This window comes from uncultured Ligilactobacillus sp. (genome assembly GCF_948826705.1).
Lineage (GTDB): Bacteria > Bacillota > Bacilli > Lactobacillales > Lactobacillaceae > Ligilactobacillus.
Map to the genome: position 1 here is coordinate 20436 of NZ_CAQLEL010000075.1, position 24084 is coordinate 44519.

24 protein-coding genes and 1 rRNA gene are annotated in these 24084 nt (G+C 40.7%); 22 read left to right on the forward strand and 3 right to left on the reverse strand.

Annotated features, from left to right (window positions below):
* The first annotated feature begins 67 nt into the window (after positions 1 to 67).
* From Q9Q35_RS04885 to Q9Q35_RS04895, 3 genes are all read left to right on the forward strand, one after another.
* Positions 68 to 643 (forward strand): DJ-1 family glyoxalase III, encoded by a 576-nt coding sequence (locus Q9Q35_RS04885; protein WP_304652392.1) that lies wholly within the window; start codon positions 68 to 70, stop codon positions 641 to 643.
* Positions 644 to 1022: 379 nt separating this feature from the next.
* Positions 1023 to 1901 (forward strand): hypothetical protein, encoded by an 879-nt coding sequence (locus Q9Q35_RS04890; protein ID WP_304652393.1) that lies wholly within the window; start codon positions 1023 to 1025, stop codon positions 1899 to 1901.
* Between the two features lie 123 nt (positions 1902 to 2024).
* Positions 2025 to 2588, forward strand: a complete 564-nt coding sequence (locus tag Q9Q35_RS04895; protein ID WP_010689920.1) for a redoxin domain-containing protein — start codon at positions 2025 to 2027, stop codon at positions 2586 to 2588.
* A gap of 88 nt (positions 2589 to 2676) precedes the next feature.
* Here the strand turns inward: Q9Q35_RS04895 and Q9Q35_RS04900 are convergent, their stop codons facing one another.
* Positions 2677 to 3291, reverse strand: coding sequence for a YoaK family protein (locus Q9Q35_RS04900; protein WP_304652394.1), 615 nt, complete (start codon positions 3289 to 3291; stop codon positions 2677 to 2679).
* Between the two features lie 197 nt (positions 3292 to 3488).
* Here Q9Q35_RS04900 and Q9Q35_RS04905 point away from each other — a divergent pair, with 197 nt between their 5' ends.
* The 10 genes from Q9Q35_RS04905 to Q9Q35_RS04950 all read left to right on the forward strand — a co-directional run bounded on the left by Q9Q35_RS04905 (position 3489) and on the right by Q9Q35_RS04950 (position 13067).
* Entirely contained in the window at positions 3489 to 4247 is a 759-nt protein-coding gene (locus tag Q9Q35_RS04905; RefSeq protein ID WP_304652395.1) for a formate/nitrite transporter family protein, read from the forward strand.
* A 96-nt stretch (positions 4248 to 4343) separates the two neighbouring features.
* Positions 4344 to 5432 (forward strand): ABC transporter ATP-binding protein, encoded by a 1089-nt coding sequence (locus Q9Q35_RS04910; protein WP_304652396.1) that lies wholly within the window; start codon positions 4344 to 4346, stop codon positions 5430 to 5432.
* 10 nt (positions 5433 to 5442) lie between these two features.
* Positions 5443 to 6246, forward strand: coding sequence for an ABC transporter permease (locus tag Q9Q35_RS04915; protein WP_304652397.1), 804 nt, complete (start codon positions 5443 to 5445; stop codon positions 6244 to 6246).
* Positions 6246 to 7076 (forward strand): ABC transporter permease, encoded by an 831-nt coding sequence (locus Q9Q35_RS04920; protein WP_304652398.1) that lies wholly within the window; start codon positions 6246 to 6248, stop codon positions 7074 to 7076. The genes Q9Q35_RS04915 and Q9Q35_RS04920 overlap by 1 nt, the downstream gene beginning before the upstream one ends.
* Positions 7073 to 8146: a PotD/PotF family extracellular solute-binding protein gene (locus Q9Q35_RS04925; protein ID WP_304652399.1), complete on the forward strand. Its 1074-nt coding sequence runs from the start codon at positions 7073 to 7075 to the stop codon at positions 8144 to 8146. Before Q9Q35_RS04920 ends, Q9Q35_RS04925 begins: the two co-directional genes overlap by 4 nt.
* Before the next feature lie 864 nt (positions 8147 to 9010).
* Entirely contained in the window at positions 9011 to 10003 is a 993-nt protein-coding gene (gene rbsR / locus Q9Q35_RS04930; protein ID WP_304652400.1) for a ribose utilization transcriptional repressor RbsR, read from the forward strand.
* Between the two features lie 106 nt (positions 10004 to 10109).
* Positions 10110 to 11015 (forward strand): ribokinase, encoded by a 906-nt coding sequence (gene rbsK, locus Q9Q35_RS04935; protein ID WP_304652401.1) that lies wholly within the window; start codon positions 10110 to 10112, stop codon positions 11013 to 11015.
* Between the two features lie 18 nt (positions 11016 to 11033).
* The gene (gene rbsD / locus Q9Q35_RS04940) at positions 11034 to 11429 is read left to right on the forward strand and encodes a D-ribose pyranase (RefSeq protein ID WP_304652402.1); all 396 of its coding nucleotides are present in this window, start codon (positions 11034 to 11036) and stop codon (positions 11427 to 11429) included.
* A gap of 20 nt (positions 11430 to 11449) precedes the next feature.
* Positions 11450 to 12337 (forward strand): ribose/proton symporter RbsU, encoded by an 888-nt coding sequence (rbsU, locus tag Q9Q35_RS04945; RefSeq protein ID WP_304652403.1) that lies wholly within the window; start codon positions 11450 to 11452, stop codon positions 12335 to 12337.
* 565 nt (positions 12338 to 12902) lie between these two features.
* The gene (locus Q9Q35_RS04950; RefSeq protein ID WP_304652404.1) at positions 12903 to 13067 is read left to right on the forward strand and encodes a hypothetical protein; all 165 of its coding nucleotides are present in this window, start codon (positions 12903 to 12905) and stop codon (positions 13065 to 13067) included.
* Between the two features lie 204 nt (positions 13068 to 13271).
* On the opposite strand, the gene Q9Q35_RS04955 is transcribed toward Q9Q35_RS04950, so the two are convergent.
* A complete protein-coding gene (locus Q9Q35_RS04955) occupies positions 13272 to 13871 on the reverse strand; it encodes a nitroreductase family protein (RefSeq protein WP_304652405.1) in 600 nt (199 codons plus the stop codon).
* A gap of 152 nt (positions 13872 to 14023) precedes the next feature.
* Here Q9Q35_RS04955 and Q9Q35_RS04960 point away from each other — a divergent pair, with 152 nt between their 5' ends.
* Positions 14024 to 14455 carry an Hsp20/alpha crystallin family protein gene (locus Q9Q35_RS04960; protein ID WP_304652406.1) on the forward strand — a complete coding sequence of 144 codons (432 nt, stop codon included), beginning with the start codon at positions 14024 to 14026 and terminating at the stop codon, positions 14453 to 14455.
* Positions 14456 to 14506: 51 nt separating this feature from the next.
* On the opposite strand, the gene Q9Q35_RS04965 is transcribed toward Q9Q35_RS04960, so the two are convergent.
* Entirely contained in the window at positions 14507 to 16219 is a 1713-nt protein-coding gene (locus Q9Q35_RS04965; protein ID WP_304652407.1) for an AarF/ABC1/UbiB kinase family protein, read from the reverse strand.
* 142 nt (positions 16220 to 16361) lie between these two features.
* On the opposite strand from Q9Q35_RS04965, the gene Q9Q35_RS04970 reads away from it, so the two are divergent.
* From Q9Q35_RS04970 to Q9Q35_RS05005, 8 genes are all read left to right on the forward strand, one after another.
* Positions 16362 to 19124: a sigma-54-dependent transcriptional regulator gene (locus tag Q9Q35_RS04970; RefSeq protein WP_304652408.1), complete on the forward strand. Its 2763-nt coding sequence runs from the start codon at positions 16362 to 16364 to the stop codon at positions 19122 to 19124.
* Positions 19125 to 19281: 157 nt separating this feature from the next.
* Positions 19282 to 19698 (forward strand): PTS sugar transporter subunit IIA, encoded by a 417-nt coding sequence (locus Q9Q35_RS04975; protein WP_304652409.1) that lies wholly within the window; start codon positions 19282 to 19284, stop codon positions 19696 to 19698.
* Positions 19689 to 20201, forward strand: coding sequence for a PTS sugar transporter subunit IIB (locus Q9Q35_RS04980; protein ID WP_304652410.1), 513 nt, complete (start codon positions 19689 to 19691; stop codon positions 20199 to 20201). The genes Q9Q35_RS04975 and Q9Q35_RS04980 overlap by 10 nt, the downstream gene beginning before the upstream one ends.
* A 46-nt stretch (positions 20202 to 20247) precedes the next feature.
* Positions 20248 to 21237, forward strand: coding sequence for a mannose/fructose/sorbose PTS transporter subunit IIA (locus Q9Q35_RS04985; protein ID WP_304652411.1), 990 nt, complete (start codon positions 20248 to 20250; stop codon positions 21235 to 21237).
* A gap of 39 nt (positions 21238 to 21276) precedes the next feature.
* Positions 21277 to 22086 (forward strand): PTS mannose/fructose/sorbose transporter subunit IIC, encoded by an 810-nt coding sequence (locus Q9Q35_RS04990; RefSeq protein ID WP_010689880.1) that lies wholly within the window; start codon positions 21277 to 21279, stop codon positions 22084 to 22086.
* Between the two features lie 13 nt (positions 22087 to 22099).
* The gene (locus tag Q9Q35_RS04995; protein WP_304652412.1) at positions 22100 to 23020 is read left to right on the forward strand and encodes a PTS system mannose/fructose/sorbose family transporter subunit IID; all 921 of its coding nucleotides are present in this window, start codon (positions 22100 to 22102) and stop codon (positions 23018 to 23020) included.
* A gap of 95 nt (positions 23021 to 23115) precedes the next feature.
* On the forward strand, positions 23116 to 23496 hold the full coding sequence (locus Q9Q35_RS05000; RefSeq protein ID WP_304652413.1) for a DUF956 family protein: 381 nt from the start codon (positions 23116 to 23118) through the stop codon (positions 23494 to 23496).
* A gap of 505 nt (positions 23497 to 24001) precedes the next feature.
* Positions 24002 to 24084: ribosomal RNA gene (locus tag Q9Q35_RS05005) — 16S ribosomal RNA — on the forward strand; the annotation flags it as partial.

Here is a 24084-nt window from a genome sequence, read left to right on the forward strand (position 1 = left end):
CAAAAATTAGCCCTCAACGAAATTTTGGACTAGAATAGAGTTAGTAAATATTTTAGGGGGCTTTATAATGACAAAAACAGCAGCAGTGATGATCGCACCTGGTTGTGAAGAAGTTGAAGCACTATCAAGTGTTGATGTTTTACGGCGTGCCGGGATCAAATGTGATATGGTCGGTTTATTCGATAAGATCGTCAATGGTGACCATAATATCGTGTTGACTTGTGATAAGGTCATGGATGAAAGTCTATTGGACTATGATATCGTGATCTTCCCAGGTGGGCTACCTGGTTCAGAAGCTTTGCGTGACAATGAAACATTGCGTCAGTTCATGGTCGAACGTAAAAAAGCTGGTAAGTGGAATGCAGCGATGTGTGCCGCTCCGATCGCTTTTGCACGCTATGGCTTATTGGATGATAGCCAATATACGTTATATCCGGGGATGGAAGCTGGGATCGCAGATGAAGTCAAGAATGGTAATTTTGATGAAGCTTTAGTTGTCGTAGATGAAAAGAATCGTTTGATCACCAGTCGCGGGCCAGCAACGGCTTGGGCCTATGCCTATGAGATCGCCAAAGTTTTAGGCGCAGATGTAGATAAATTAAAAGATGGCATGCTCTACAACATGTTGATGCTCAGCCGTTAAAGATAAGAGACCAGAAGTTATTTTCTGGTCTTTTTTTTTGCGCATTGTTTGTAGTCGTGCTCCAAATTGCAACTCCTAGGAAATAGCGGTCTCCCACTCATGAGGCAAAAAACACCTCATGAGTGAGAGCGCGTTATTTCTACGGAGTTGATCGCAATTTTACGCACTGTGTTTGTAGTCGTGCTCCAAATTGCAATGCCTAGCAGATAACAATGACTTGCACATGATGCTAAGCCTACATAATATCCAAGTCCCCGTTATCTGTACGGCACTACCCGCAATTTTTTTCACTGTGTTCAAAATTTGGTATCTTGGTCTTAAATAAGGTATCCTAAAGGTAGGAATCATTTGAAGATATCAATGTATGGGGGTAAAAAAGATGAATAAATTTTCAAAAATAACCGTAGCACTGCTCTGTACGGTCGTGCTAGCTGGGTGTTCTAATAACAACGAAAAAAGCACAGCAAAAGAACAAACGACTTCTAAAGTGGCTAAAAAGAGCAGTAGTCAAGCCCAAAGTTCGACCAGCCAAGCTGATAAAAGCGCACAAAGTAGCAGTGAAGAAAAAGCTGCCGCTTCTGAAAGCAGTACGACTGATCCAAACCAAGCTGAGGCTAATAAACTTTCCAACAATGAACTGATCCAACAAGGTGCGATCTCGATGCGTCAAAATCTAGGAGATACCGCACTAGTAGCGACATTATCTGGTAAAGAAGACAGTCAAAAGAAAGTCAGTGTTTCCTATAGCGGTGATCTAAACAACTATACCGCTAACTATTATCTTGAAAAAGATGCTAAGCCAGTCAACGATGAAAGTTTAAAGGATAAGTCTCCTTATGCAACATTGACTAAAAAGACTTATGGCTCAACTGATGAAGCCGCTAGCCAGATCGATTATCAAAATGATACATCACAGGGTAACTTGCCAAAGATCAGCTTAGGTTACGGGTTGCAAGCCACTGTCAATAGTGGTGCTGGTCAACGTTACTTGCATTGGAATGAAGGCAATTGGTCCTTTACAATGCATGGTAGTCCAGTAGCAAATGAAGATCCAGTCGTAGCAGCAAGAAAGGCAGTCACACTGTTAGAACGCTACCGCTTACCAGCACCAACGCAACGTGGTAACGGACGCTTGGAGACTTCCAACAAGGCTGGTTTTTTGACCCAATCACTCACTTGGAACAAAGACAATGTCGTTTATGAATTCAAAGCTGATGACTTAGAAACTTTAGTTTTAGTGGCAGCAAGTTTACAGTAAAAAAATTTAGTTTAAAAAAATTCTAAATGTTTCTTGTTATCCTTGATATATAAAGTTTGACAAAAAGATTTGTGTGGATATACTAAGGGTATAACAAGAAAATAAAAAGTGAGGCGTTCTTAGATGAATTACATTGGGCAAGAGATTCAAGATTTTTCAGTTAAGGCATATCAACAAGGGGAATTAAAGGATGTCACTAAAAAAGATGTTTTGGGTAAATGGAGCGTGTTTTTCTTTTATCCAGCCGACTTCTCCTTTGTTTGTCCAACTGAATTAGAAGATTTACAAGCTAAATATTCCCAATTCAAGGCAGCTGGGGCAGAGATCTATTCTGTTTCCGAAGATACCGAGTTTGTGCACAAGGCATGGGCTGAAGCTTCTGATGGTATCGGTAAGATCGAATATCCGATGCTAGCTGATCCAGCTGGTAAATTAGCTAAAGCATTTGATGTATTGAATGAAGAACTCGGACAAACATATCGTGCTGCTTTCATCGTCGATCCAGATGGTGTGATCCAATCCTATACGATCAACAACATGGGGATCGGCCGGAACGCCTCTGAGATCTTCAGAACGCTACAAGCAGCCTCCTTTGTACGTGCACATGGTGATAAGGTCTGCCCAGCTAGTTGGCAACCAGGCGATGATGTGTTGGAACCAGGCTTAGATCTAGTTGGTAAACTATAATTAATAATTAAGGCTGAAAAAAATAAGATGATCTGTAGAACATGGATCATCTTATTTTTTATCCGAGAATCGGTGAAGTTGTCCTGGGTTATTTTTCATGATGCAATAAATAAAGATACCGTAGCATCACTGCACTCAAGATAACGGTGATCGCCCAGATCGTGTGGATCCCCCAAAGTTTTTCTAATTCAGCTGAACACAAAGCGCCTAGCGCAAAAGCAAGGGTGATCGCTAAATATAATTTAGCCGCATGCTTGTCGGATAAACTGTGAGAGAAGAAAAATCCATTCCAAGCGATCATACCTTTTTTGATATTTCCCGTGGAAAAGGAGTTGTTATAAGGGATGCCCTCGATCTTGCTAAATGAAGTCGTTTGGATCCCGACTCCAAAGGCCAATGGAGGAACGACGAGATAGTCTGGTGTGCTGACAGGCAAAAAACCGATCACTAGACAAGCCAAGATACAGGGGATCAAGGATAAAGGTTTGACGTAGGGAGAGTCTATTTTTTTAGCAAGAAAGCTGATAATAAAGATCCCTAAAATGAAAAAGACAAAGGTAAAAAAGCGCGTTTCCGTGATCACAAGCCCCTTACTAGCAATATCGACAGCTAAGAAGACGATATTACCGGTCTGCCCAGCGACCAACGAATGTTCCCGTAAGACATAGGTATAGGCGTCGATATAGCCACCACAAAATGCCAAAGTCAGCCCGATCAAAAGCGATTGGGCATATTTTTGTTTGATGATTTCATAATTATTGATAAGACCACTTCCAGATAAAAAATTAACTACCCTCTATTTTAGCACTTGCCATAGTTTTGAGTACGTATTTTGTAGTCTAGTTCGATATAATTAAAATTGGGCAGGGGGCCCTTAAACACAAAAAAAGGAGTACACATATGTATACAGAACAGATCAAAGCAGTTCAAGGGGCTGCGAGTAAGAAGTTAGCTTTTTTGCGCCAAAATCCGCTGGGGTATTTTCTATTGTCCATGTTAGCTGGAATGTATATCGGCTTTGGTATCTTGTTAGCTTTTACTGTCAGTGGGCAGTTACAAGGTGCTTCGATCACTAAATTATTGATGGGAACAGTTTTTGGTGTAGCACTTAGCTTAGTGATCATCGCTGGAGGTGAATTATTTACTGGCAATAATTTTGTTTTAGCAGTCAGTGCTTTGACTAAGCAAAATACGTGGTTCCAAGCAAGTTATCTATGGCTGATCTGCTGGTTAGGCAATGCCTGTGGGGCGATCTTATTGGCAATTCTTTATAATGCTACCGGCTTACAAGTTGACGGAATAGCCAAGGCGCTCACTGCGACTGCCGTAGTCAAGACGACGGCTGGTCCAGTGGCTTTGGTCATGCGGGGGATCTTATGTAACATTTTGGTCTGTTTGGCATTATGGTCGAGCTTTCAGACAAAAAATGATGCCGCTAAATTGATCATGGTCTTTTGGTGTTTATTGGCCTTTTTTACGACGGGATTTGAGCACAGTGTAGCCAATATGACTTTACTGACCGCAGCACTGATCGAACCCGCCGGTGAAGTGATCACAGTCGGGGCGTGGCTATATAATCTATTTTGGGTCACATTGGGCAATATGCTGGGGGCGATCTGCTTTTTAGCCATACCATATGTGATCGCAGCTAAAAAATAGATCATGGACTCATAGTTTTACTATGGGTCTTTTTAAAAGCAGGAAATGTTTAGTATAATGGAAATTAGTTTCTATTTTGGTAAAGGGGTGGTTATTGTGAAGAAACCAATTATTTCTTTTAAAAATGTCGTTAAGAGCTATGACGATGATGTTCCGGTATTAAAAAAAGTCAGCTTTGATATCGAAGAGGGCAAATTCTATACACTTTTAGGACCATCTGGATGTGGTAAAACGACGATCTTACGGATGATCGCAGGTTTTTCAGAACCGACTGCAGGTGATATTTACTTTGAAGGAAAGCGGATCAACGATATTCCTGCAAACAAGCGTCAAGTTAATACCGTTTTTCAAGATTATGCGCTCTTCCCGCATATGAATGTTTTTGATAATATCGCTTTTGGATTGAAGATCAAAAAGACACCGAAAGCAGAAATTGAAACTAAAGTTAAAGAAGCCTTGCGCTTAGTACAGTTAGCCGGTTATGAAAAGCGTGGGATCAGTGAGATGTCTGGTGGGCAACGGCAACGGGTCGCTATTGCACGGGCGATCGTCAATGAACCTAAGATCTTATTGTTAGACGAACCTTTATCAGCTTTAGATCATAAATTGCGACTAAACATGCAATATGAATTGCGCGAGTTACAACAGCGACTGGGTATCACCTTTATTTTTGTGACCCACGACCAAGAAGAAGCTTTGGCGATGAGTGATGAGATCTTTGTTTTAAATAACGGAAATATCGTGCAAAGTGGCAGTCCAGTCGATATTTACGATGAACCGATCAATCACTATGTAGCTGATTTTATCGGGGAAAGTAACATTGTCGATGGGGTGATGATCCAGGACTGTCTTGTGAAATTTGCCGGTAAAGAATTTGAATGTGTGGATGAGGGGATGCGTCCAAATGAACCAGTCGAAGTCGTTTTGCGACCTGAAGATCTCGAGTTGACCACGGTCAAAGCGGGGAAATTAAAAGTCAAAGTCGATACACAATTATTTCGCGGGGTCCATTATGAGATCGTTTGTCATGATGAGATGGAAAATGAATGGATCGTGCATTCGACCAAAAAAGCCCAGGTCGACAGTGAGATCGGCTTGTACTTTGATCCCGAAGATATCCATGTCATGCGTTTCAATGAAACAGAAGCAGAATTTGATGCACGTTTAGAAAGTTACGATGATTAAGGGGGACAATATGAAAAAGTATAATACTTTATTAGCAGTCCCATATTTTCTCTGGTTGCTCTTTTTTGTCTTAGCACCAGTTGTTTTGGTGATCGGATATTCATTTTTTGATCAAAGTGGACATTTCACGTTAGCTAATTATGCGGAGTATTTTGGCTCGGGGAAGTATTTATTGATGACTTTTAATTCGGTCTGGTATGCTTTTTTGATCACCTTGATCACACTTTTGATCAGTTATCCGACAGCGTATTTTTTGACAAAATTAAAGCATAAAGACCTGTGGCTGTTATTGATCATTTTACCGACATGGATCAATTTATTATTAAAAGCCTATGCCTTCATCGGGATCTTCGGTGTCCATGGCGGTTTGAACAGCTTTTTAGGCTTTTTTGGGATCTTGCCTAAGCAATTATTATTCACCGATTTTAGCTTTTTGATCGTGGCAGTTTATATCCAGTTGCCTTTTATGATCATCCCGCTTTTCAATGCACTTGAGGAATTGCCGCCTTCATTTATTGCTGCTAGCAAAGATCTTGGAGCCAATTCGACCCAGACATTTTTTAAAGTGATCTTCCCACTATCGTTAAATGGGGTCAAAAGTGGGATCCAAGCGGTCTTTATCCCATCACTTTCGCTCTTTATGTTGACTCGTTTGATCGGAGGAAATCGTGTGATCACATTAGGGACCGCGATCGAAGAGCATTTCATGGTAACGCAAAACTGGGGCAAAGGGGCAACGATCGGGGTCGTTTTGATCATTGCAATGGTGATCGTGATGCTCTTTACCGGTGAAAAGAAAGCAGGTGGCAAATAATGCAACAAACTAGATCTAAATGGGCGGATCTTTATTTGATCTTAGTCTTTATCTTTTTATATTTACCGATCTTTTATTTGGTCTGGTATTCCTTTAATGCCGGCGATACGATGAATAACTTTACCGGTTTTTCATTGCGCCATTTTAGTGAGTTGTTTTCCGATACACGGTTGGTGATCATCTTGCTAAATACCTTCTTGTTGGCGTTTTTGTCAGCTCTGATCGCTACTGTGATCGGTACTTTTGGGGCGTTGTTTATCTATTATTTGAGAAAAAGACGTCACCGCAATACATTGTTATCGTTGAATAATATCTTGATCGTTTCACCAGACGTGACGATCGGGGCTAGTTTTTTGATCCTATTTATCACGTTAGGTTCGATCTTTAGTGGCTTTTCACTCGGCTTTTGGACAGTACTTTTGGCGCATGTCAGCTTTAGTATCCCGATCGTAGTCTTGATGATCTTGCCTAAACTTCAAGAGATGAATGACTCAATGATCACGGCTGGCTATGATCTTGGTGCCAATAACCGCCAGATCTTAAAAGATATCATCTTGCCTTATCTTTCCCCTGGGATCATCGCAGGGTATTTTATGGCATTTACCTATTCACTCGATGATTTTGCAGTCACCTTTTTTGTGACAGGTAATGGTTTTACCACACTATCAGTCGAGATCTATTCGCGGGCGCGGCGTGGAGTCAGTTTAGAGATCAATGCCTTAAGTACGTTAGTCTTTTTATTTGCACTTGTATTGGTAGTCGGTTATTACTACATCAGTAAGGATAACCAACCACGCTCCAAGAAAAGAAAGAGGAGGCTCTTGCGATGAAAAAATTACGTTCACTTTTGATCGGGATCTGTTTGATCATTGGTTTGCTCTTTTTAGGGACAGTTTGGCTCGAACGCTCGACTGGTATGTCAGATGCCAAAGTTTTGAATATCTATAACTGGGGCGATTACATCGATCCTAAATTGATCACCAAATTTGAAAAGCAGACAGGGTATAAGGTCAACTATGAGACGTTTGATTCAAACGAAGCAATGTTGACCAAGATCAAACAAGGTGGGACTTCGTATGATATCACGGTCCCAAGTGACTATATGATCCAGAAGATGAAAAAAGAGCACCTTTTGTTGAAACTAGATCACAGTAAGTTACCGAATTTAAAAAATATCGATCTGCAGTTTATGGATCTTGCCTTTGATCGGCATAATGAGTATTCAGTACCGTATTTTTGGGGGACGTTAGGGATCATTTATAATGATAAATTCTATCAGGCTTCACAATTCAAGACGTGGAACGATCTTTGGGATCCACAATTGAAAAACAAGATCATGTTCATTGATGGGGCACGCGAATTTATGGGGATCGGTCTGGCTAGTATGCAAAGATCGCTCAACAGCAAAAATGATGCTGAGCTTGATCAAGCCTATAATAAGCTCAAAGCTTTGACGCCAAACGCTAAAGCGATCGTTTCCGATGAGATCAAGACATATATGGCCAATGAGGAGAGCAGTGTAGCGGTGACCTTTTCGGGGGAAGCAGCTGATATGATGGAAAAAAATAGTCATTTGCACTATGTGATCCCAAATGGTGGGACTAATTTGTGGTTTGATAATTTGGTGATCCCTAAGACAGCTAAAAATAAGCAAGGAGCATATGAATTTATCAATTTCATGTTAGATCCTAAAAATGCGGCTCAAAACACGGAATACATCGGTTATTCCACTCCAAATAAAGTGGCATTGAAATATTTGCCAAAAGCGATCACTTCCAATAAAGAATTTTATCCAAGTGCTGCTCGGATCAAGCAAATGGAGATATACGAAGATCTAGGACCTAAGTATTTGGAAAAATATAACGATCTATTTTTGGAGCTAAAAATGTATCGGAATTAGAAAAGGCAAATCATTTTTAATCATGGTTTAAACTGGGGTATAATGTGCAGTGAGGAGTAATACTCCTTTAAGTATGCTACACGTAGTAAGTTTTAAAAATGCATTGTGTGATGTAGGGGTTCGCTCTTTATATTACAATGTATATCCTCAACCCAGGCAAGTGCGAGTGATGGCGCACTTGCCTTTTATATTACAGTGTGGAAAAATGTGGGTAGCTCAAATGATAACATCACCACTTTGAGGTGTACTTTACCTCAGAGTTGCATTTTGGAGCACGACTACGATCATAATACGCAAAAAAAAGAGCCAGGAGATATTTCCTAGCTCTTTTAATGATATTTACCTTCCACAGTAAATATCGCACCGTATAATAGAAACTTCAGAATAACATGTTTTTGGTAAATTGTCAATGATATTCAAAAAAGTTAATTTAGTTATAAATGTTAGCGCTTGCTAAAAATTTGGTTTTATGTTATAAAATAAGTGAGGAGTCTAAAGATTCCCACAATTAGGGCGTCCAAAATGTTAGTCACTGTTCCTATAATTAGGTTGGAGGGTGATGGAACCAACAAATTGAGTTTAAAAGCAAAAATGTTGTAGTCTCTTTAGGCCAACGCCACTAATTGCAATTAGTAGAGAGGATCTTGTTGAGTGCTTCTGGAAAGCGAACAAGATCAAAACCAGATAAAGGATGTGGGGACGATTACTCCTTATAGTAATTTAACAGCCACGTACTCAGTTTCTTGATGATATCTTAGGAGCAACAGGTGAACCTCCAAGATGATGTTTCCGAGTATTATTTACTGAGTATGGGCTGTTTTTTTGTGCCCTGTATTCGAACTTATATTTGTGAGGGATGGGTAGATGTGTGCTAAAAAAGTGACGATCCGTGAAGTTGCTAAACGCGCTGGTGTCTCGATCGCAACAGTTTCACAGATCTTAAATGGTAAGGCTATGAACTTTAATCCATTAACAGTTCAAAAAGTTCAAGCAGCTCGAGATGAATTAGGCTACAAAGCAGATCATTTGGCACGCCAAATGGTCGGTAAACAAAGTAAAACGATCGGGATCCTCGTACCTGAGATAACTAACTCTTTTTTCAGTACTTTAGTCAAAGGGATCGAAGAAGAGCTGTTACGTTCGAGTTATATTTCAATGTTGTGCAATGGTGGCTTTAACGGGGCTAAAGAAGAAAAGGCCTTGCTCGAACTAGCTCAAAGAGGGGTCGATGGTTTTATCATTGCTAGCCCTTCGATCTCAGATGAGGTACTAAAAGAAGTTTTACAGGTCAAAAAGCGTCCGGTCATTGTGTTAGATCAAAAAACGAGCGTCGAATTCAGTGATGAGGTAGCTACAGATGACTTCAATGGTGGTTTATTAGCTGCACGGTATCTAAAAAAAATGGGCCATACTAAGGTCGCAGTTATCGTCCCTGATTTGGTGACGGTAAACATCTTGCGTCGACTACAGGGATTTTTAGTTGAATTTCCGCAAGCACTCCAGATCAAAACAGAACTTTCCAAAAGTGGGGGTCAGGCAGTTGTTGCTGAGTTATTGGAGCAAAATATCGAAGCGGTTTTTGCACTTAGTGATGAATTAGCGTTTGGGATCTATTTAGGAATGAGACAAAATGGTAAAAGTGTTCCAGCTGATCTTAGTGTGGTCGGTTACGATGATGTTGAGATGTGTCGCTATGTTACACCTGCTTTGACGACCGTTGCCCAACCGATCTATGAGCTGGGCAAACAAGCAGCCGAGCTAATGATAAAACGGCTAGCAGACCCGACTAGCCCGTACATCAAGCGGATCTTACCGGTCAAATTAGCGGTCCGTGGCTCAGTCAAAGTTAAAATTTGAAACGCTTTCAAAAGTGTGTTATATTCTAGGTGCAGTAATTAAAACGTTTTAATAAGTGTTATAAGTTACCAAAATTAATTTGCTAGAAAGACACGAGGTGGGTACAATGAATAAAGTAACAGTGATCGGAAGTATCAATTTAGACAGAACGATCAGAGTAAAAGAGATGGCTAAACCAGGTGAGACGATCCATGCCTCCGAAGTATTTTCAGCGGGTGGCGGTAAAGGTGCAAATCAAGCTGTAGCTGCTAAACGTTCTGGGGCTAAGACGGCTTTTATCGGTGCTGTTGGTAATGATGATGCCGGCAAGACGATGCGTGAACTTTTGGGTTATGAAGAGATAAAATTAGATGGGATCGCTGAATTGGATAAGGTCGCAACTGGGCAAGCCTATATCGTTGTGGATGAAAAAGGCGAAAATAGTATTATGATCCATGCTGGTGCAAATGGCAAGATCACACCAGAACATGTAGTTGAACATGCAGACTTGATCAAAGAAAGTGATTTTGTGATCGCACAATTTGAAAGTGATTTGTCAAGTACGATCAAAGCCTTTGAAATAGCGCATCAAGCTGGCGTAAAGACGATCTTGAATCCAGCGCCTGCGATGCGCACAGTTCCTGAAGAATTGCTCAAGACGACAGATGTGATCGCACCTAATGAGACAGAGACCGAGATCTTGACTGGGATCAAAGTGGTCGATGAGAAAAGCATGCAAAAAGCAGCCGCTAAACTTCATGCATTAGGGATCAAAGTGGTCTTGATCACGATCGGTAGCAAGGGTTCATTTTACAGCATGGACGGTCAAAGCGGGATCGTTCCTGCCTTTAAAGTCAAAGCAGTGGATACAACAGCAGCCGGCGATACATTTATCGGTGCTTTGAGTACTGTTTTAAAACCTGACTTTAGCAATCTCGTTGAAGCGATCACATACGGTAATAAAGCTTCCTCACTGACTGTACAACGTTTTGGCGCCCAACCGTCAATTCCATATAAGCATGAATTAAATTAAAAAGAAGAAGGCGTGATCATGAAAAAGACACAAGTCATTAATTCAGATATTTCCCGGGTAATTTCGCAAATGGGCCACTTTGACACATTGAGTATTGGTGATGCTGGAATGCCAGTGCCACGTGAAACCGAAAAGATCGATCTAGCAGTTTCCAATGGTATTCCTAGTTTCCTTCAAGTTTTAGATAATGTGTTGACTGAATTAGAAGTTCAACGGATATACTTAGCAGAAGAGATCAAGACGCAAAATCCAGCTCAATTGGAAGCGATCAAAGAGCGTTTCAAAAATACAGAGATCGTCTTTATCCCACATGCTGAAATGAAGCAAGACTTACACAAGTGTCATGCCTTCATCCGTACCGGTGAAATGACACCATATTCCAACATTATTTTAGAGAGTGGCGTTACGTTTTAACGGTTAGGGGGGAAATTGAATTGAATACAACGGCAATTTTAGTTGGTTTAGGACCATTATTAGGTTGGGGGCTTTACCCTACGATCGCATCTAAGATCGGCGGTAAACCAGTCAATCAGATCTTAGGTTCGACTTTAGGGACCTTGATTTTTGCTTTAGTATTAGCGATGATCAAAGGTTTGGCACTTCCAAGTGGTGCAGCGCTCTTTTTCTCAGTTCTTTCTGGGATCGGTTGGGGTACGGCACAGATCATCACGTTTTACTCATTTACTTTGATCGGCTCTTCAAAAGCAATGCCGATCACGACGGCCTTTCAATTATTGGGTGCTTCACTTTGGGGCGTATTTTACTTAGGTGATTGGCCAACAGCAACGGCTAAGTTGATCGGTTTTATCGCACTTGCAGTTATCATTTTAGGTGCATGGATGACAGTCTGGAGTGAAAAAAAGACGCCCGAAAACAAGAGCGCTTTGACCAAGGCTGTGGCTTTGTTAGCAGTTGGTGAAATTGGTTATTGGCTATATTCTGCTGCACCACAACAAGCTAAGATCGATGGGATGCATGCGTTCTTACCGCAAGCGATCGGGATGGTTTTAGCGGCGGTGGTCTATGCGATCATGATGACAGTCAAGGGTAAGACAAGATCGCCATTTGTTGAGGCTGTTTCTTACAAGCAGATCTTTTCTGGTTTCTTCTTTGCCTTTGCAGCATTGACATATTTGATCTCGGCCCAACCGGATATGAATGGTCTAGCAACTGGCTTTATTTTGTCGCAAACATCAGTTGTGCTAGCAACTTTGACGGGTATTTGGTTCTTAGGTCAAAAGAAGACTTCAAAAGAAATGGTAATTACGGTATGTGGCCTAGTTTTGATCCTAGGTGCAGCTGCAGTGACTGTTATGTTATAACACAGTGCGTATGCCATGAGTATTACAGGGAAAGAGACACCGTTTTTTAGAGTGTTTCGCATAAAATAATGGGATCTTACCATAAGGCGTATTTGCCTTGCTGGTGAGATCCCATTATTATTTTTAAAGATTAATTTTGGGTGAGATAATTTACTTTTGGATTGTAATTGTGATAGAATAAAGCCGTCATTTTATAATCTTTAATGCTTGTGATATGTAGTGGTAAAGTATATTAGAAAAGAAAAAGGGAAGAAATATGATCAATATTTTTGTACTTGAAGATGAGATACTTCAACAGTCTCGCATTGAAATGGCCATTCTAAAAATTTTAATGGGTGGTTCATCGAAAGATATATTAAATAAATGAGGGGGATGTTTGTGAAAAATTTCAATAGTAATGTAAGAAAATTGCAGAGTGCTTTTTTGACTATCACTTTACTAGGGACACTTGCAATTGTACTTTCAGAAAGTAGACCATTAATTTCAACACTTCTTATTGTTGTTATTATTACCGTAGCATTTGTAAATATGCTATGTCTTCAACAATTAAGTAATGATAAAAAATATGGAAAGAAAAGTGGATTGCAGAAAGGGAAAAAATAATTTAGTTTTTGAAAAACTCGAAGCTCTGGAACTGAATGGCGATGGCAGAGATTTTATTGAAGGTTTCTGTATCGGCGTTGTAGCTGGAATGGCTGGTTCATTGGTGGCGCTGCTACTGGCGCTCTAGTTGGAGGAGCCATTTGGGCCGGTGTAGCTTTGACCTAAATTCAAACATACTGTACATTAGTTATATCAATTTTTAGTATATACAGAATAGGTTCTCAACACCGATCAGTGTGGTGTTGAGAACCTTATTTTTAATGTAAACTAGTGTAAAAAGGTTAGGATATACATAACACCTTAAAACCAGTTTAATGTTTTTGTAAATGAATTATTCGAAGATCTTGAAGGCGACATCATCGGGTAAAAATTCTTTTTTGCCAGCAGGTGCTTCGATCGAACCAAATGGCATTTGAGCTCGTAATTCCCAACTTTCAGGGATATCAAAGGCTTCTTTGATCTTTTCATCGATCAACGGATTATAGTGTTGCAAAGAAGCTCCGATATTTTCAGCAGCTAATGCGGTCCAAACTGCTTGTTGGGCGCCCCCAAGGCCTTGTTCAGCCCAATTAGCGAAGTTGGCAGCGTAGAGTGGGAAATCAGCTTCTAATTTGTGCACGGTTTGTGTTTCGGTGAAGTATAAGATCGTACCAAAACCAGCTCTAAATGAAGCGATCTTTTCTTGGGTCGCAGAAAAGCGCTCAGCTGGGGTAACTTTTTTTAGTTCAGCTTCAACGATATCCCAAACACGATCGGAATTTTCACCAAAAGTGATAACAGCACGGACCGTTTGTGAGTTGAAAGCAGTTGGTGATTGGCGGATCGCTTCTTTGATCGTTTCGCTGATCTGAGCCGGTGCTTGGGATACGTTTTTCCCCAATGCATAGATCGAGCGGCGTTGTTTGAGATTTTGATTTACTGGATTTGTCATCGTAAATTCCTCTTTTCGTTAGTTTATATCTAAATTATAACACGTACTTTTTGTAAGTGAAGTGTGTTTTGCAAAATCTTAAAAGTTAAATTCTTGCATTCTAAAATAAAGGAACTACAATGGAGGTGAAGAAATGAAAGGAAGTCTTATTTATGGCACATGAATTATCGAATCGTTTCTCTGATTTAGTGGATGGTAGCGATGCGTTTTTCAATAATTTAGGACGTTCATTTTTCAACTTTGACGACTCAGAGCTAAAGATGCGTTCTGACGTGGAGGAGACCCCCAAGAGTTATCGGTTGTTGATCGATCTACCTGGGGTCGATAAGAAAGATATGCAATTAGATTATCACAATGATATTTTGACAGTTACAGCTAAGCGGGATAGCTTTAGTGACCAAAGCGATGCTGACGGCAATTTGCTAGCTAGCGAGCGTTCATATGGTCGGGTAACTCGGCAATACCGCTTCCCTGATGTTGAGCGTAATAAGATCACCGCTAAATATGAAGATGGTGTCTTAACAGTGACCCTTCCTAAGGAAAAGGGCGCTGTTGCGACTGCTAATAAGATCGAGATCCAATAACAATGATAAAAAACAGGCTTGGGTGCTGTACCTAAGCCTGTTTTTTGTAGTCTATTTTTTGAAATGTCGATGTAATTCACTGATGATCAAAATGATGACAACGATCGCTGATAGGAGATAACCTAAGACCCCAATATTATAAATGGCGGGATGGGTAGCACTTCCTTGGACTAAGAGCGAGGAACTCATGATCAAAGCGGCTAAAATAATAGCCAAGATCACGCGGTTGACGATTTTTTCGAGTCGATCTAGTAATTTGTCTTGATCTTTGAGTTTAAAAGCGATCTTTCCTTGTCCTTGCGTCAAAACATCAAGGAGTTGTTCAAACTTAAGTGGGATCTTTGGGGCTACTTTTGAAGCTTGGTAGAGTTCAAAGCCTAACTCTTCCAAACTCTTTTTGACGTTGAACTGTTTTTTGAAATACTCACGGGCAAATGGACGAGCGACTTCCATTAAGGATAATTCGGGATCTAGGATAGCGACGATGCTTTCTAAAGAAGCAAAGGCTTTGATCAATAAAGTTACTTCTGATTTTAATTGCAAGTTATTTTGGCGACAGAGATTTACGATACTAAACAATAAACTCGCAAGGTCGATCTGGCCCAGCCCTAAATTGAGGTATGGGGTCAAAAAGACACCGAGTTCATTATAGAAATCTTCTTCATCGACGGGGCCAGTACGATTACAAACAGCCAGCACGGCTTTACCGATCTGGCGTGTATCTTTAGTGTTTAAGGCAATAACGATCTGGGCGATCCCATCTGCGAGATTTTTGGTCAAATGGCCCATCATTCCAAAATCCAAGTAGACCAAGCGATATGGTGGTAATATCGTGGCAGAAGTAGCTTCAATACTTGTATTTTTGAGTTGCTTTTTGAACTGGTGTGTAGGCTGGAGTTCGTTGTATTCAGGATCAGTAGGCTGAAGTTGGTAAAATAATATATTTCCCGGATGAGGATCAGCATGGAAATAATTATCGATAAAGACTTGCTTGATGAAATTCTTGACTAAAGTTTTAGCTAAGATCGTACGTAACGGTTTATCCGCTTTGGTAGCTTTAGTGGCTGTTAGTTTTTTGATACTTTGCCCAGGCATAGCCTGATCGACCAAGATCTTACTAGCGGAGTATTTAGGGTAAACTTTAGGTACACGGATGATCCCGTCGTTGTTGTTTAGACGGTAAAATTCGATCCCATTTTTGATCTCTATCTGAGTGTCGATCTCAGTTAAAAGGGATGTTTGGATCTCAGTAAAGATCTCCTTAGGATCGATCACACTGAGATCAGGGACGAATTTTAAGATCCGTAAAGCTTCTTTGAATAACGAAAGGTCAGTTTCGACTAGTTCAGAAACATTAGGGTGTTGGACTTTGACGACGACAGGAGTGTGATCGTGAAGTAAAGCATGGTGTGTTTGCCCGATCGAACCAGATGCGAAAGGTCGTTCATCAAATTGAAGAAAAATATCGGTCAACGGACAGTTATATTCAGTTTCAAGTGTTTTTTTGACAGTGGTAAAAGGATCGATCTGGACATTATCTTGGAGCTTGCGGAATTCTTTGATAAAAGCAGGTGAGATCAGATCGGGGCGCGTTGAGAGCAATTGTCCTGCTTTGATGAAAGTAGGACCTAGTTCTTCTAGTGCGAGTCGAACTTCTTTAGGATCTTTTTGTTTTAAAAAGTTACGTAAGACTTCATGCTGACGCAATACTTTGATGATAAAAAGTAGGCGCTCACGTTTTTCTTTGCTGGTAATATTTGGCATCACAAGACCTTCTTATCCTTATAGTAGATTTATCTCAATTTTAACCAAAAAACAGCTCAAGGGCTAGCAGTTGCAATTCTTTGCCTTGGTTGATACAGAAGTGATACACTAATAGCATAATGATCAAAAGGAATGGGATTTTATGACACGAAAAGAGAAGATCTTAACTTATGTCCAAACTAAAAATAAAGCGGTTACGACAAAAGAGATCGCTGATGATCTAGGGATCTTGCGCAATAATGTCAGTAAAGAACTCAATGTGTTGGTCCGAGCAGGGCAATTGAGCAAAATCGCTGGACGACCGGTAAAGTATCAAAGTTTAACGGCTGAAACTGATACAGTGATCGTAGAAACTGTATCAAAAAGACCTGATCCTACTAAACCAGCGCATAACTCAAGGATTTTTGATACAATGATCGGACAAAAAGATAGCTTAAAGACACAGATCGAGCAAGCTAAGGCTGCGATCTTATATCCGCCTCACGGATTAAATGTTTTGATCACCGGACCCACGGGATCAGGGAAGACCTATTTTGCTAATGCGATGCATCAATTTGCAGTCGATCAGGCGATGGTCAAAAATAAAAATTTTGTGACTTTCAACTGTGCTGACTATGCTCATAATCCGCAATTACTGATGTCACATTTATTTGGATATGTCAAAGGGGCATTTACTGGTGCGCAAGAAGATCGTGATGGCCTGATCCAAAAGGCCGACGGTGGGATCTTATTTTTAGATGAAGTCCATCGTTTGCCTCCAGAAGGCCAAGAGATGATCTTTTATTTTATGGATCACGGGACATACAGTAAGCTTGGTGAGATCACTAAGGTCCACCACGCTGATGTTCGTTTGATCTGTGCTACGACGGAAGATCCTGAAAGTTCGCTACTAAAGACCTTTGTGCGACGGATCCCGATCACGATCCAGATGCCCCAATTTGAAGCGCGCAGTGTGAGAGAGCAACTTGCGCTCTTGAAGCGTTTGTTGACATTAGAAGCTAACCGAACACAAAAAAATATCACAGTGACCGAAGATGTTGTGAAAGCTTTGTTAGGTAGTGTCACATTTGGTAATGTGGGTCAATTGAAATCAAATATCCAGCTAGTCTGTGCACAGGGATTTTTGAACAGTGTCGATCAAGCCGAGCAGATCAATCTAAAATTTGAGCAGCTTCCCCAAAACATCAAGGATGGGATGTCACATTTGGCAAGTGATCGTGTTCGCTTAGGCAAATTATCGCAGTTATTGGAGCCAGTCTTATTGATCCAACCCGATGGAGCAGCGGAAAGCATCAATGAAAGTGATCGTTATGAGCTACCTTATAATCTCTATGAGATCATCGGCAATAAAGCTGCGTTGTTAAAGGAAGAGGGCCTAGAACAAGGTGCGATCAATAACTTCATCATGACAGATATCAATGTCCACTTGAAGTCATTTTACCGCGATAATAAGATATTGCGGACCGAAAAGAACTTAAATGAATTAGTCGATCAAGATACACTGCAGTTGACTAAAGATATCATGCAGATGCTAAAAAAAGATTGTGGCTATCATGTCGGTGAAAACTTTATCTATGCGATGAGTCTACATCTGAGTTCATTTATCAAACGTGTCCAATCGGGGCGTCCGATGCGTGAAGTCTCAGATGATCTGGTGGCAATGGTCAAAGACTATCCGGCTGACCTAAAGCTAGCTGAGAAGATCAAAGCAATGTTAGAAGACCACTATGATTTTATCGTACCAGCCTCAGAAGTGTACTATCTAGCCGTGCTTTTGATCTCGTTGAATTCTGTGCCTAAACATGGAAAAGTCGGGGTCGTCGTTGCGGCGCATGGTAATCATACAGCTTCTTCGATGGTCCAGGTAGTAACAGAGTTGTTGAATGTCGATAATTTAGCAGCGTTTGATATGTCGCTTGAGATGAGTCCGACTGTGGCATTAAATGAGATCATCGCTAAGGTCAAACAAGTCGATCGTGGCAATGGAGTCTTGTTATTAGTCGACATGGGCTCGCTCAGTACGTTTAGTGCCAAGATCACAGAAGAGACTGATATCAAGGTCAAAACGATCGATATGGTGACTACCGCCATGGTCTTAGAGGCTGCTAGAAAAACAGCTTTGATCGATAGTGATCTTGAGTTGGTCTATCACGAGTTAAATGAATTTAACGGGTATTCTCGTAAAGAAGAGCCTACGCAAGGTAAGCTAGAAGATGTTAGGCAACGAGCGATCTTGGCGCTGTGTTCGACAGGTAAAGGGACGGCTGAAAAGATCAAACAAATGCTGGATGAGATCTTGGCTGATCAACTTATCGACGATGTTTCGGTCTTAACGATGTCAGTCGTCGGGATGAACGATAAGATAAGTGAATTAAATAAAGAGTATCGCATCATCGCCACGACTGGGATCGCTGACCCTAACCTAGGGGTACCGTATATCTCATTAGAAGAGCTCTTTCAAGGTGACCGTGGTAAACGCCAATTGATCGAGCATTTAGAAAATAGTCAGACCTGGTATGTTGAATCTAAAACGCCGGCACCTAAAGTCGATCAAGTGGCTGCGGCTAATTATTTGGAACAATATTATACATTTATCAATCCTAAAAAAGTTATCGGTGTACTTTGGCAGTACTGTGATCTGTTAGCTAAAGAACGACACCTAAAATTAACGGATACTAGACGCTTGGCTTTGATCATGCATCTTGGAGGTGCGATCGAGCGGGTCTTATTATCGTCTCCGGTAACGTTGAGCGACGAACAAGCTATTGAATTTGAACAAAGTGACTGGCCAAAGACACTGAAATTAGCAGATGAATACTTAGAAGCTAAACTTAATTTAAAATTTCCACCAGCTGAAGCGTATTATATTGCCAAATTAGTCGATACAGAAATGGTCGAAAGCTAATACACAAAATAGTGATACACAAAACAAAGTGTATCACTATTTTTATATGAAATTTTTTTGCTTTATTTATTAGGGGTTCTAGCGTGATACACAAAAGTTGGCACGGTATTTGCTATATATAAGGTGTAAGGAATTATTTTTCGAAGGAGATGAGTAGATGTTAGGTTTGATCGTTGCCAGTCATGGCGATCTAGCGCAAGAACTTATCAGATCTTCTTATTTAATTTTAGGGCGACAAGAAAAAGTCATTGCGGTGACCTTTGAGCCAGCGGAAGACTTAGCTACTTTGGAAGATAAATATGAAACTAGCTTACAGCAATTTGCTACAACTGATCGTGTCTTGTTTTTATGTGACCTCTATGGTGGCAATCCTTTATCAGCAACGCGAAGCTTCGTTGAACGTGATCCAAAACGCTTTGCGGCAGTCGGCGGAGTCAATTTGGCGATGCTTTTGGAGGCTTGCACTTTGCGGACTGAAGAGCTCAGTTTAGGCGAATTAGTCGAGAAACTGATAAGTGTTGGTCGTCAAGGTATCGGTTCAGTCAAGGATCTAGGGATGATGCCATGGATGTAAAGTTATTGCGGATCGATTCGCGTTTGCTCCATGGACAGGTCGCAACAGATTGGGCTAAAAATACTGGGATCGAGCGGATCTTGGTGGTTTGTGATCAAGCGGCTGGCGATAATATCAGAAAGACGCTTTTGATGCAAGTAGCGCCACCAGGGATCAAAGTTCACGTACTTACCGTTTCTAAGATGTTACGATTGTGTAGAGACGAGCGCTTTGATCATTATAAAGTTTTGGTGCTTGTCGAGACTCCGTTAGATGCGATGCGTTTGATCGCTGGTGGGTTGGATACAACAAGCGTCAATCTGGGTTCACTTAGTTTTGATGTGACACGCAAGATGATCACCGAAACGATCGCCGTCAATGAGCAAGATGTTTTAGCATTAGCTTGGATCAGACGACGTGGGATCGAGCTTGATTATCGCAAAGTTTCAAGTGATCCTAAACGTGATCTGTGGAAGTTACTTTGTGACAAAGGTCTGATCAAAGATGAGATAGATCATAATTAGTAAATGTTTTGAGTTAAGTTTTGAAAATATTATAGGAGGCGTAATAATGGTTGGTATTATTTTAGCAAGTCATGGTAGTTTTGCAGACGGCATTTTCCAATCTGGTGAAATGATCTTTGGCCAACAAGAAAATGTAGCTCATGTTACCTTAATGCCAAGCGAAGGTCCTGATGATATCAGAGCTAAGATGGAAGAAGCCATCAAATCATTTGATGACCCAGAAGAAGTATTATTCTTAGTCGATCTTTGGGGCGGTACACCTTTCAACCAAGCTAATAATTTGGTTGAACAACACAAAGACAAATGGGCGATCGTGGCTGGGATGAACTTGCCAATGGTGATCGAAGCTTATGCATCTCGATTCTCCATGGAAAAAGCTCAAGAGATCGCAGCTCATTTAGTCAATGCGGGCAAAGATGGTGTCAGAGTAAAACCAGAATCTCTTGAACCTAAAAAAGAAGCTAGTGCTGATAACACAGCTAAGGCTCAACCTACAGGGGCGATCCCACCAGGTACAGTTTTAGGTGATGGGAAGATCAAATATGTTTTAGCACGGATCGATTCACGTCTATTGCACGGACAAGTTGCAACGTCATGGACTAAGTCGACAAACCCTGATCGGATCATCGTTGTTTCTGACAACGTTGCGCATGATAAATTGCGTAAGAACATGATCATTGAGGCAGCTCCTCCTGGAGTACATGCAAATGTTGTGCCGATCGAAAAGATGATCGAAGTAGCAAAAGATCCTCGTTTTGGCGATACAAAGGCATTGATCTTGTTTGAAACTCCACAAGATGCGCTCAGAGCGATCGAAGGTGGTGTTGACATCGATACCTTAAATGTTGGTTCGATGGCACACTCAGTCGGCAAAGTTGCCGTTAACAAAGTTTTGTCTTTGGATAAAGATGACGTTGAAACATTCGAAAAATTGAAGAAAGACGGCGTTAAATTTGACGTCCGCAAAGTTCCAAGTGATTCACCAGAAAACATGGATTCGATCTTAGACAAAGCACGTCAAGAATTGAAGATGTAGATAACTTGGAAATACAATACGAATTAGGAGGATTATAACATGTCTGCTATATCAATGATTTTAGTAGTTCTTGTTGCCTTTCTTGCTGGTATGGGTGGTATCTTGGATGAATTCCAATTCCACCAACCATTGGTAGCATGTACTTTGATCGGTTTAGTGACCGGTAATTTAGAAGCCGGAATTATTTTAGGCGGTTCATTACAAATGATCGCTTTAGGTTGGGCTAATATCGGGGCTGCGGTTGCACCTGATGCTGCTTTAGCCGCTGTTGCCTCAGCTATTATTTTGGTCCAAGGTGGCCAAGGTGTTAAAGGTGTGGGTCCTGCGATCGCGATCGCTATCCCATTAGCTGTTGCTGGTTTGTTCTTAACAATGTTAGCACGTACGATCGCTGTTCCGATCGTGCACTTCATGGATGCTGCTGCTGAAGAAGGCAATTTCCGTAAGATCGAAATGTGGCAGATCATCGGGATAGTTATGCAAGGTCTTCGTATCGCTATTCCTGCTGCTGCTTTGTTAGTTATTCCTTCATCTGCAGTGCGTGGGTTCTTGGAATCAATGCCTGCTTGGTTGAATGAAGGTATGACGATCGGTGGTGGGATGGTCGTTGCCGTTGGTTATGCAATGGTTATCAACATGATGGCAACACGCGAAGTTTGGCCATTCTTTGCGATCGGTTTTGTGATCGCTGCTGTTTCTGATCTAACATTGATCGCTTTAGGTGCTTTAGGTGTATCCTTTGGTCTTATCTATCTTGAACTTAAGAAGAACGCTGGTAACGGTGGTAATAACGGCGGTTCAAGTAATACAGGTGACCCACTTGGCGATATTTTAAATGATTACGAATAGGAGGAAAGATACCATGGCTGAAAGCAGAGTTAAATTAAGTAAAAAAGATCGTTTAGCTGTTGCATGGCGTTCGACTTTCCTTCAAGGTTCTTGGAACTACGAACGTATGCAAAATGGTGGTTGGTGCTTCTCAATGATCCCAGCTATCAAGAAATTATATAAAACTAAAGAAGACCGTGCTGCCGCATTGAAGCGTCACTTGGAATTCTTTAATACACACCCATATGTTGCTTCACCTATTTTAGGGGTAACACTTGCTTTGGAAGAAGACCGCGCTAACGGGACCGAAGTTGATGATGCAGCGATCCAAGGTGTGAAAGTTGGTATGATGGGACCTTTAGCTGGTGTTGGTGACCCAGTCTTTTGGTTTACTTTACGTCCGATGTTAGGTGCTTTGGGTGCTTCCCTTGCTTTAGGTGGTAACATCTTAGGACCGATCATCTTCTTTGTAGCTTGGAACATCATTCGTTGGGCATTTATGTGGTATACACAAGAATTTGGCTACAAGGCTGGTTCTAAGATCACAGACGATATGTCTGGTGGTATGTTGCAATATGTTACAAGTTTAGCTTCTATTATGGGTATGTTCGTCTTAGGTGGTTTGATCGAACGGTGGGTAAATATTACCTTCAAGCCAACAGTTTCGACGGTCAAACTGCAAGACGGTGCCTATATCCAATGGGACAAGTTGCCTAAGGGTGCAGAGGGTATCAAGGAAGCTTTGATCCAATATAACAATGGTAAAGGTCTATCCTTGACATCTGAAAAGGTAACGACACTACAAGACAACTTGAATTCATTGATCCCAGGATTGGCAGCACTCTTGTTGACATTCTTATGTATGTGGCTTTTGAAGAAGAAAGTTTCTCCAATTATCATTATCATTGCGATCTTTATCGTAGGTATTTTAGGCCACGTGGTCGGTTTACTTTAAGCGACTGCTAAGACGGTCTTGTTTCATGTAAATGAAATGAGGCCGTTTTGTGCTATACTGAGACTAAATTTGATAAGTAATCGAGGGAAATGTAAATGGTGCAATCAATTAATTCTAAAGTCGATCTAGTGATGGCCGGTACTTCCTATATGGGATTGACTGATTATGGAAAGATTATGATCGGAAATAAGGGGTTTGAATTCTTTAATGAACGAGACGTGAACAAATATATCCAAATACCTTGGGATGAGGTCGATAAGGTGATCGCCTCAGTTATGTTTAGGGGTCGTTTTATCCCCCGATTTGCGATCAAAACCAAAAAAGATGGGACTTTTTCATTTGCAGCTAAAGATTCAAAGAAGTTATTAAGAGCGATGCAAAAGTACGTTGCTCCCCAGAACATGGTCCGCTCGTTGACTTTTTTCCAAGTTTTACGGCGCAATTTGAAACAACTATTCAAAAAGGATAATAAATAAGTTATAGAAAAAGACGATCTGCTGTTTTAGATCGTCTTTTTAATTGCAGTTGCAATGCGTATATTTTTGCATTAAAGATTATAAAAATTCGGTTGTAAAAAAATATTGATTTTTTTTACAAAAAGTATTGACGCTCGCTTGAAATACCTGTATAGTTAATATCGTTGCTTGAGCGGATAACTGATCTGCTTGAGTGAAATAAAAAAATTAAATTTATCTGTTGACATCAAAAGTTGTTTTTGATAAGATATAAAAGTCGTCGCTTGATTGAAAATTTTGAATTTTTATTCAAAATAAATTCAAAAAAGTGGTTGACAGATAAAAATGATTTTGCTACAATATAGTAGTTGTGATCGATAAGTTATTGATTATCGATCGGTAGTAGATCTTTGAAAACTGAACAAAGTTTCGATAAGCAAATGTGTAGGGTCTCTTATCTAAGTGATAAGAGCAATAAACATTTTGCGAAGTCAATTCGCTAGTAAAAATAAAGAGTCACAAACTTTAAATTGAGAGTTTGATCCTGGCTCAGGATGAACGCTGGCGGCGTGCCTAATACATGCAAGTCGAACGAAACTTCTTTATCAC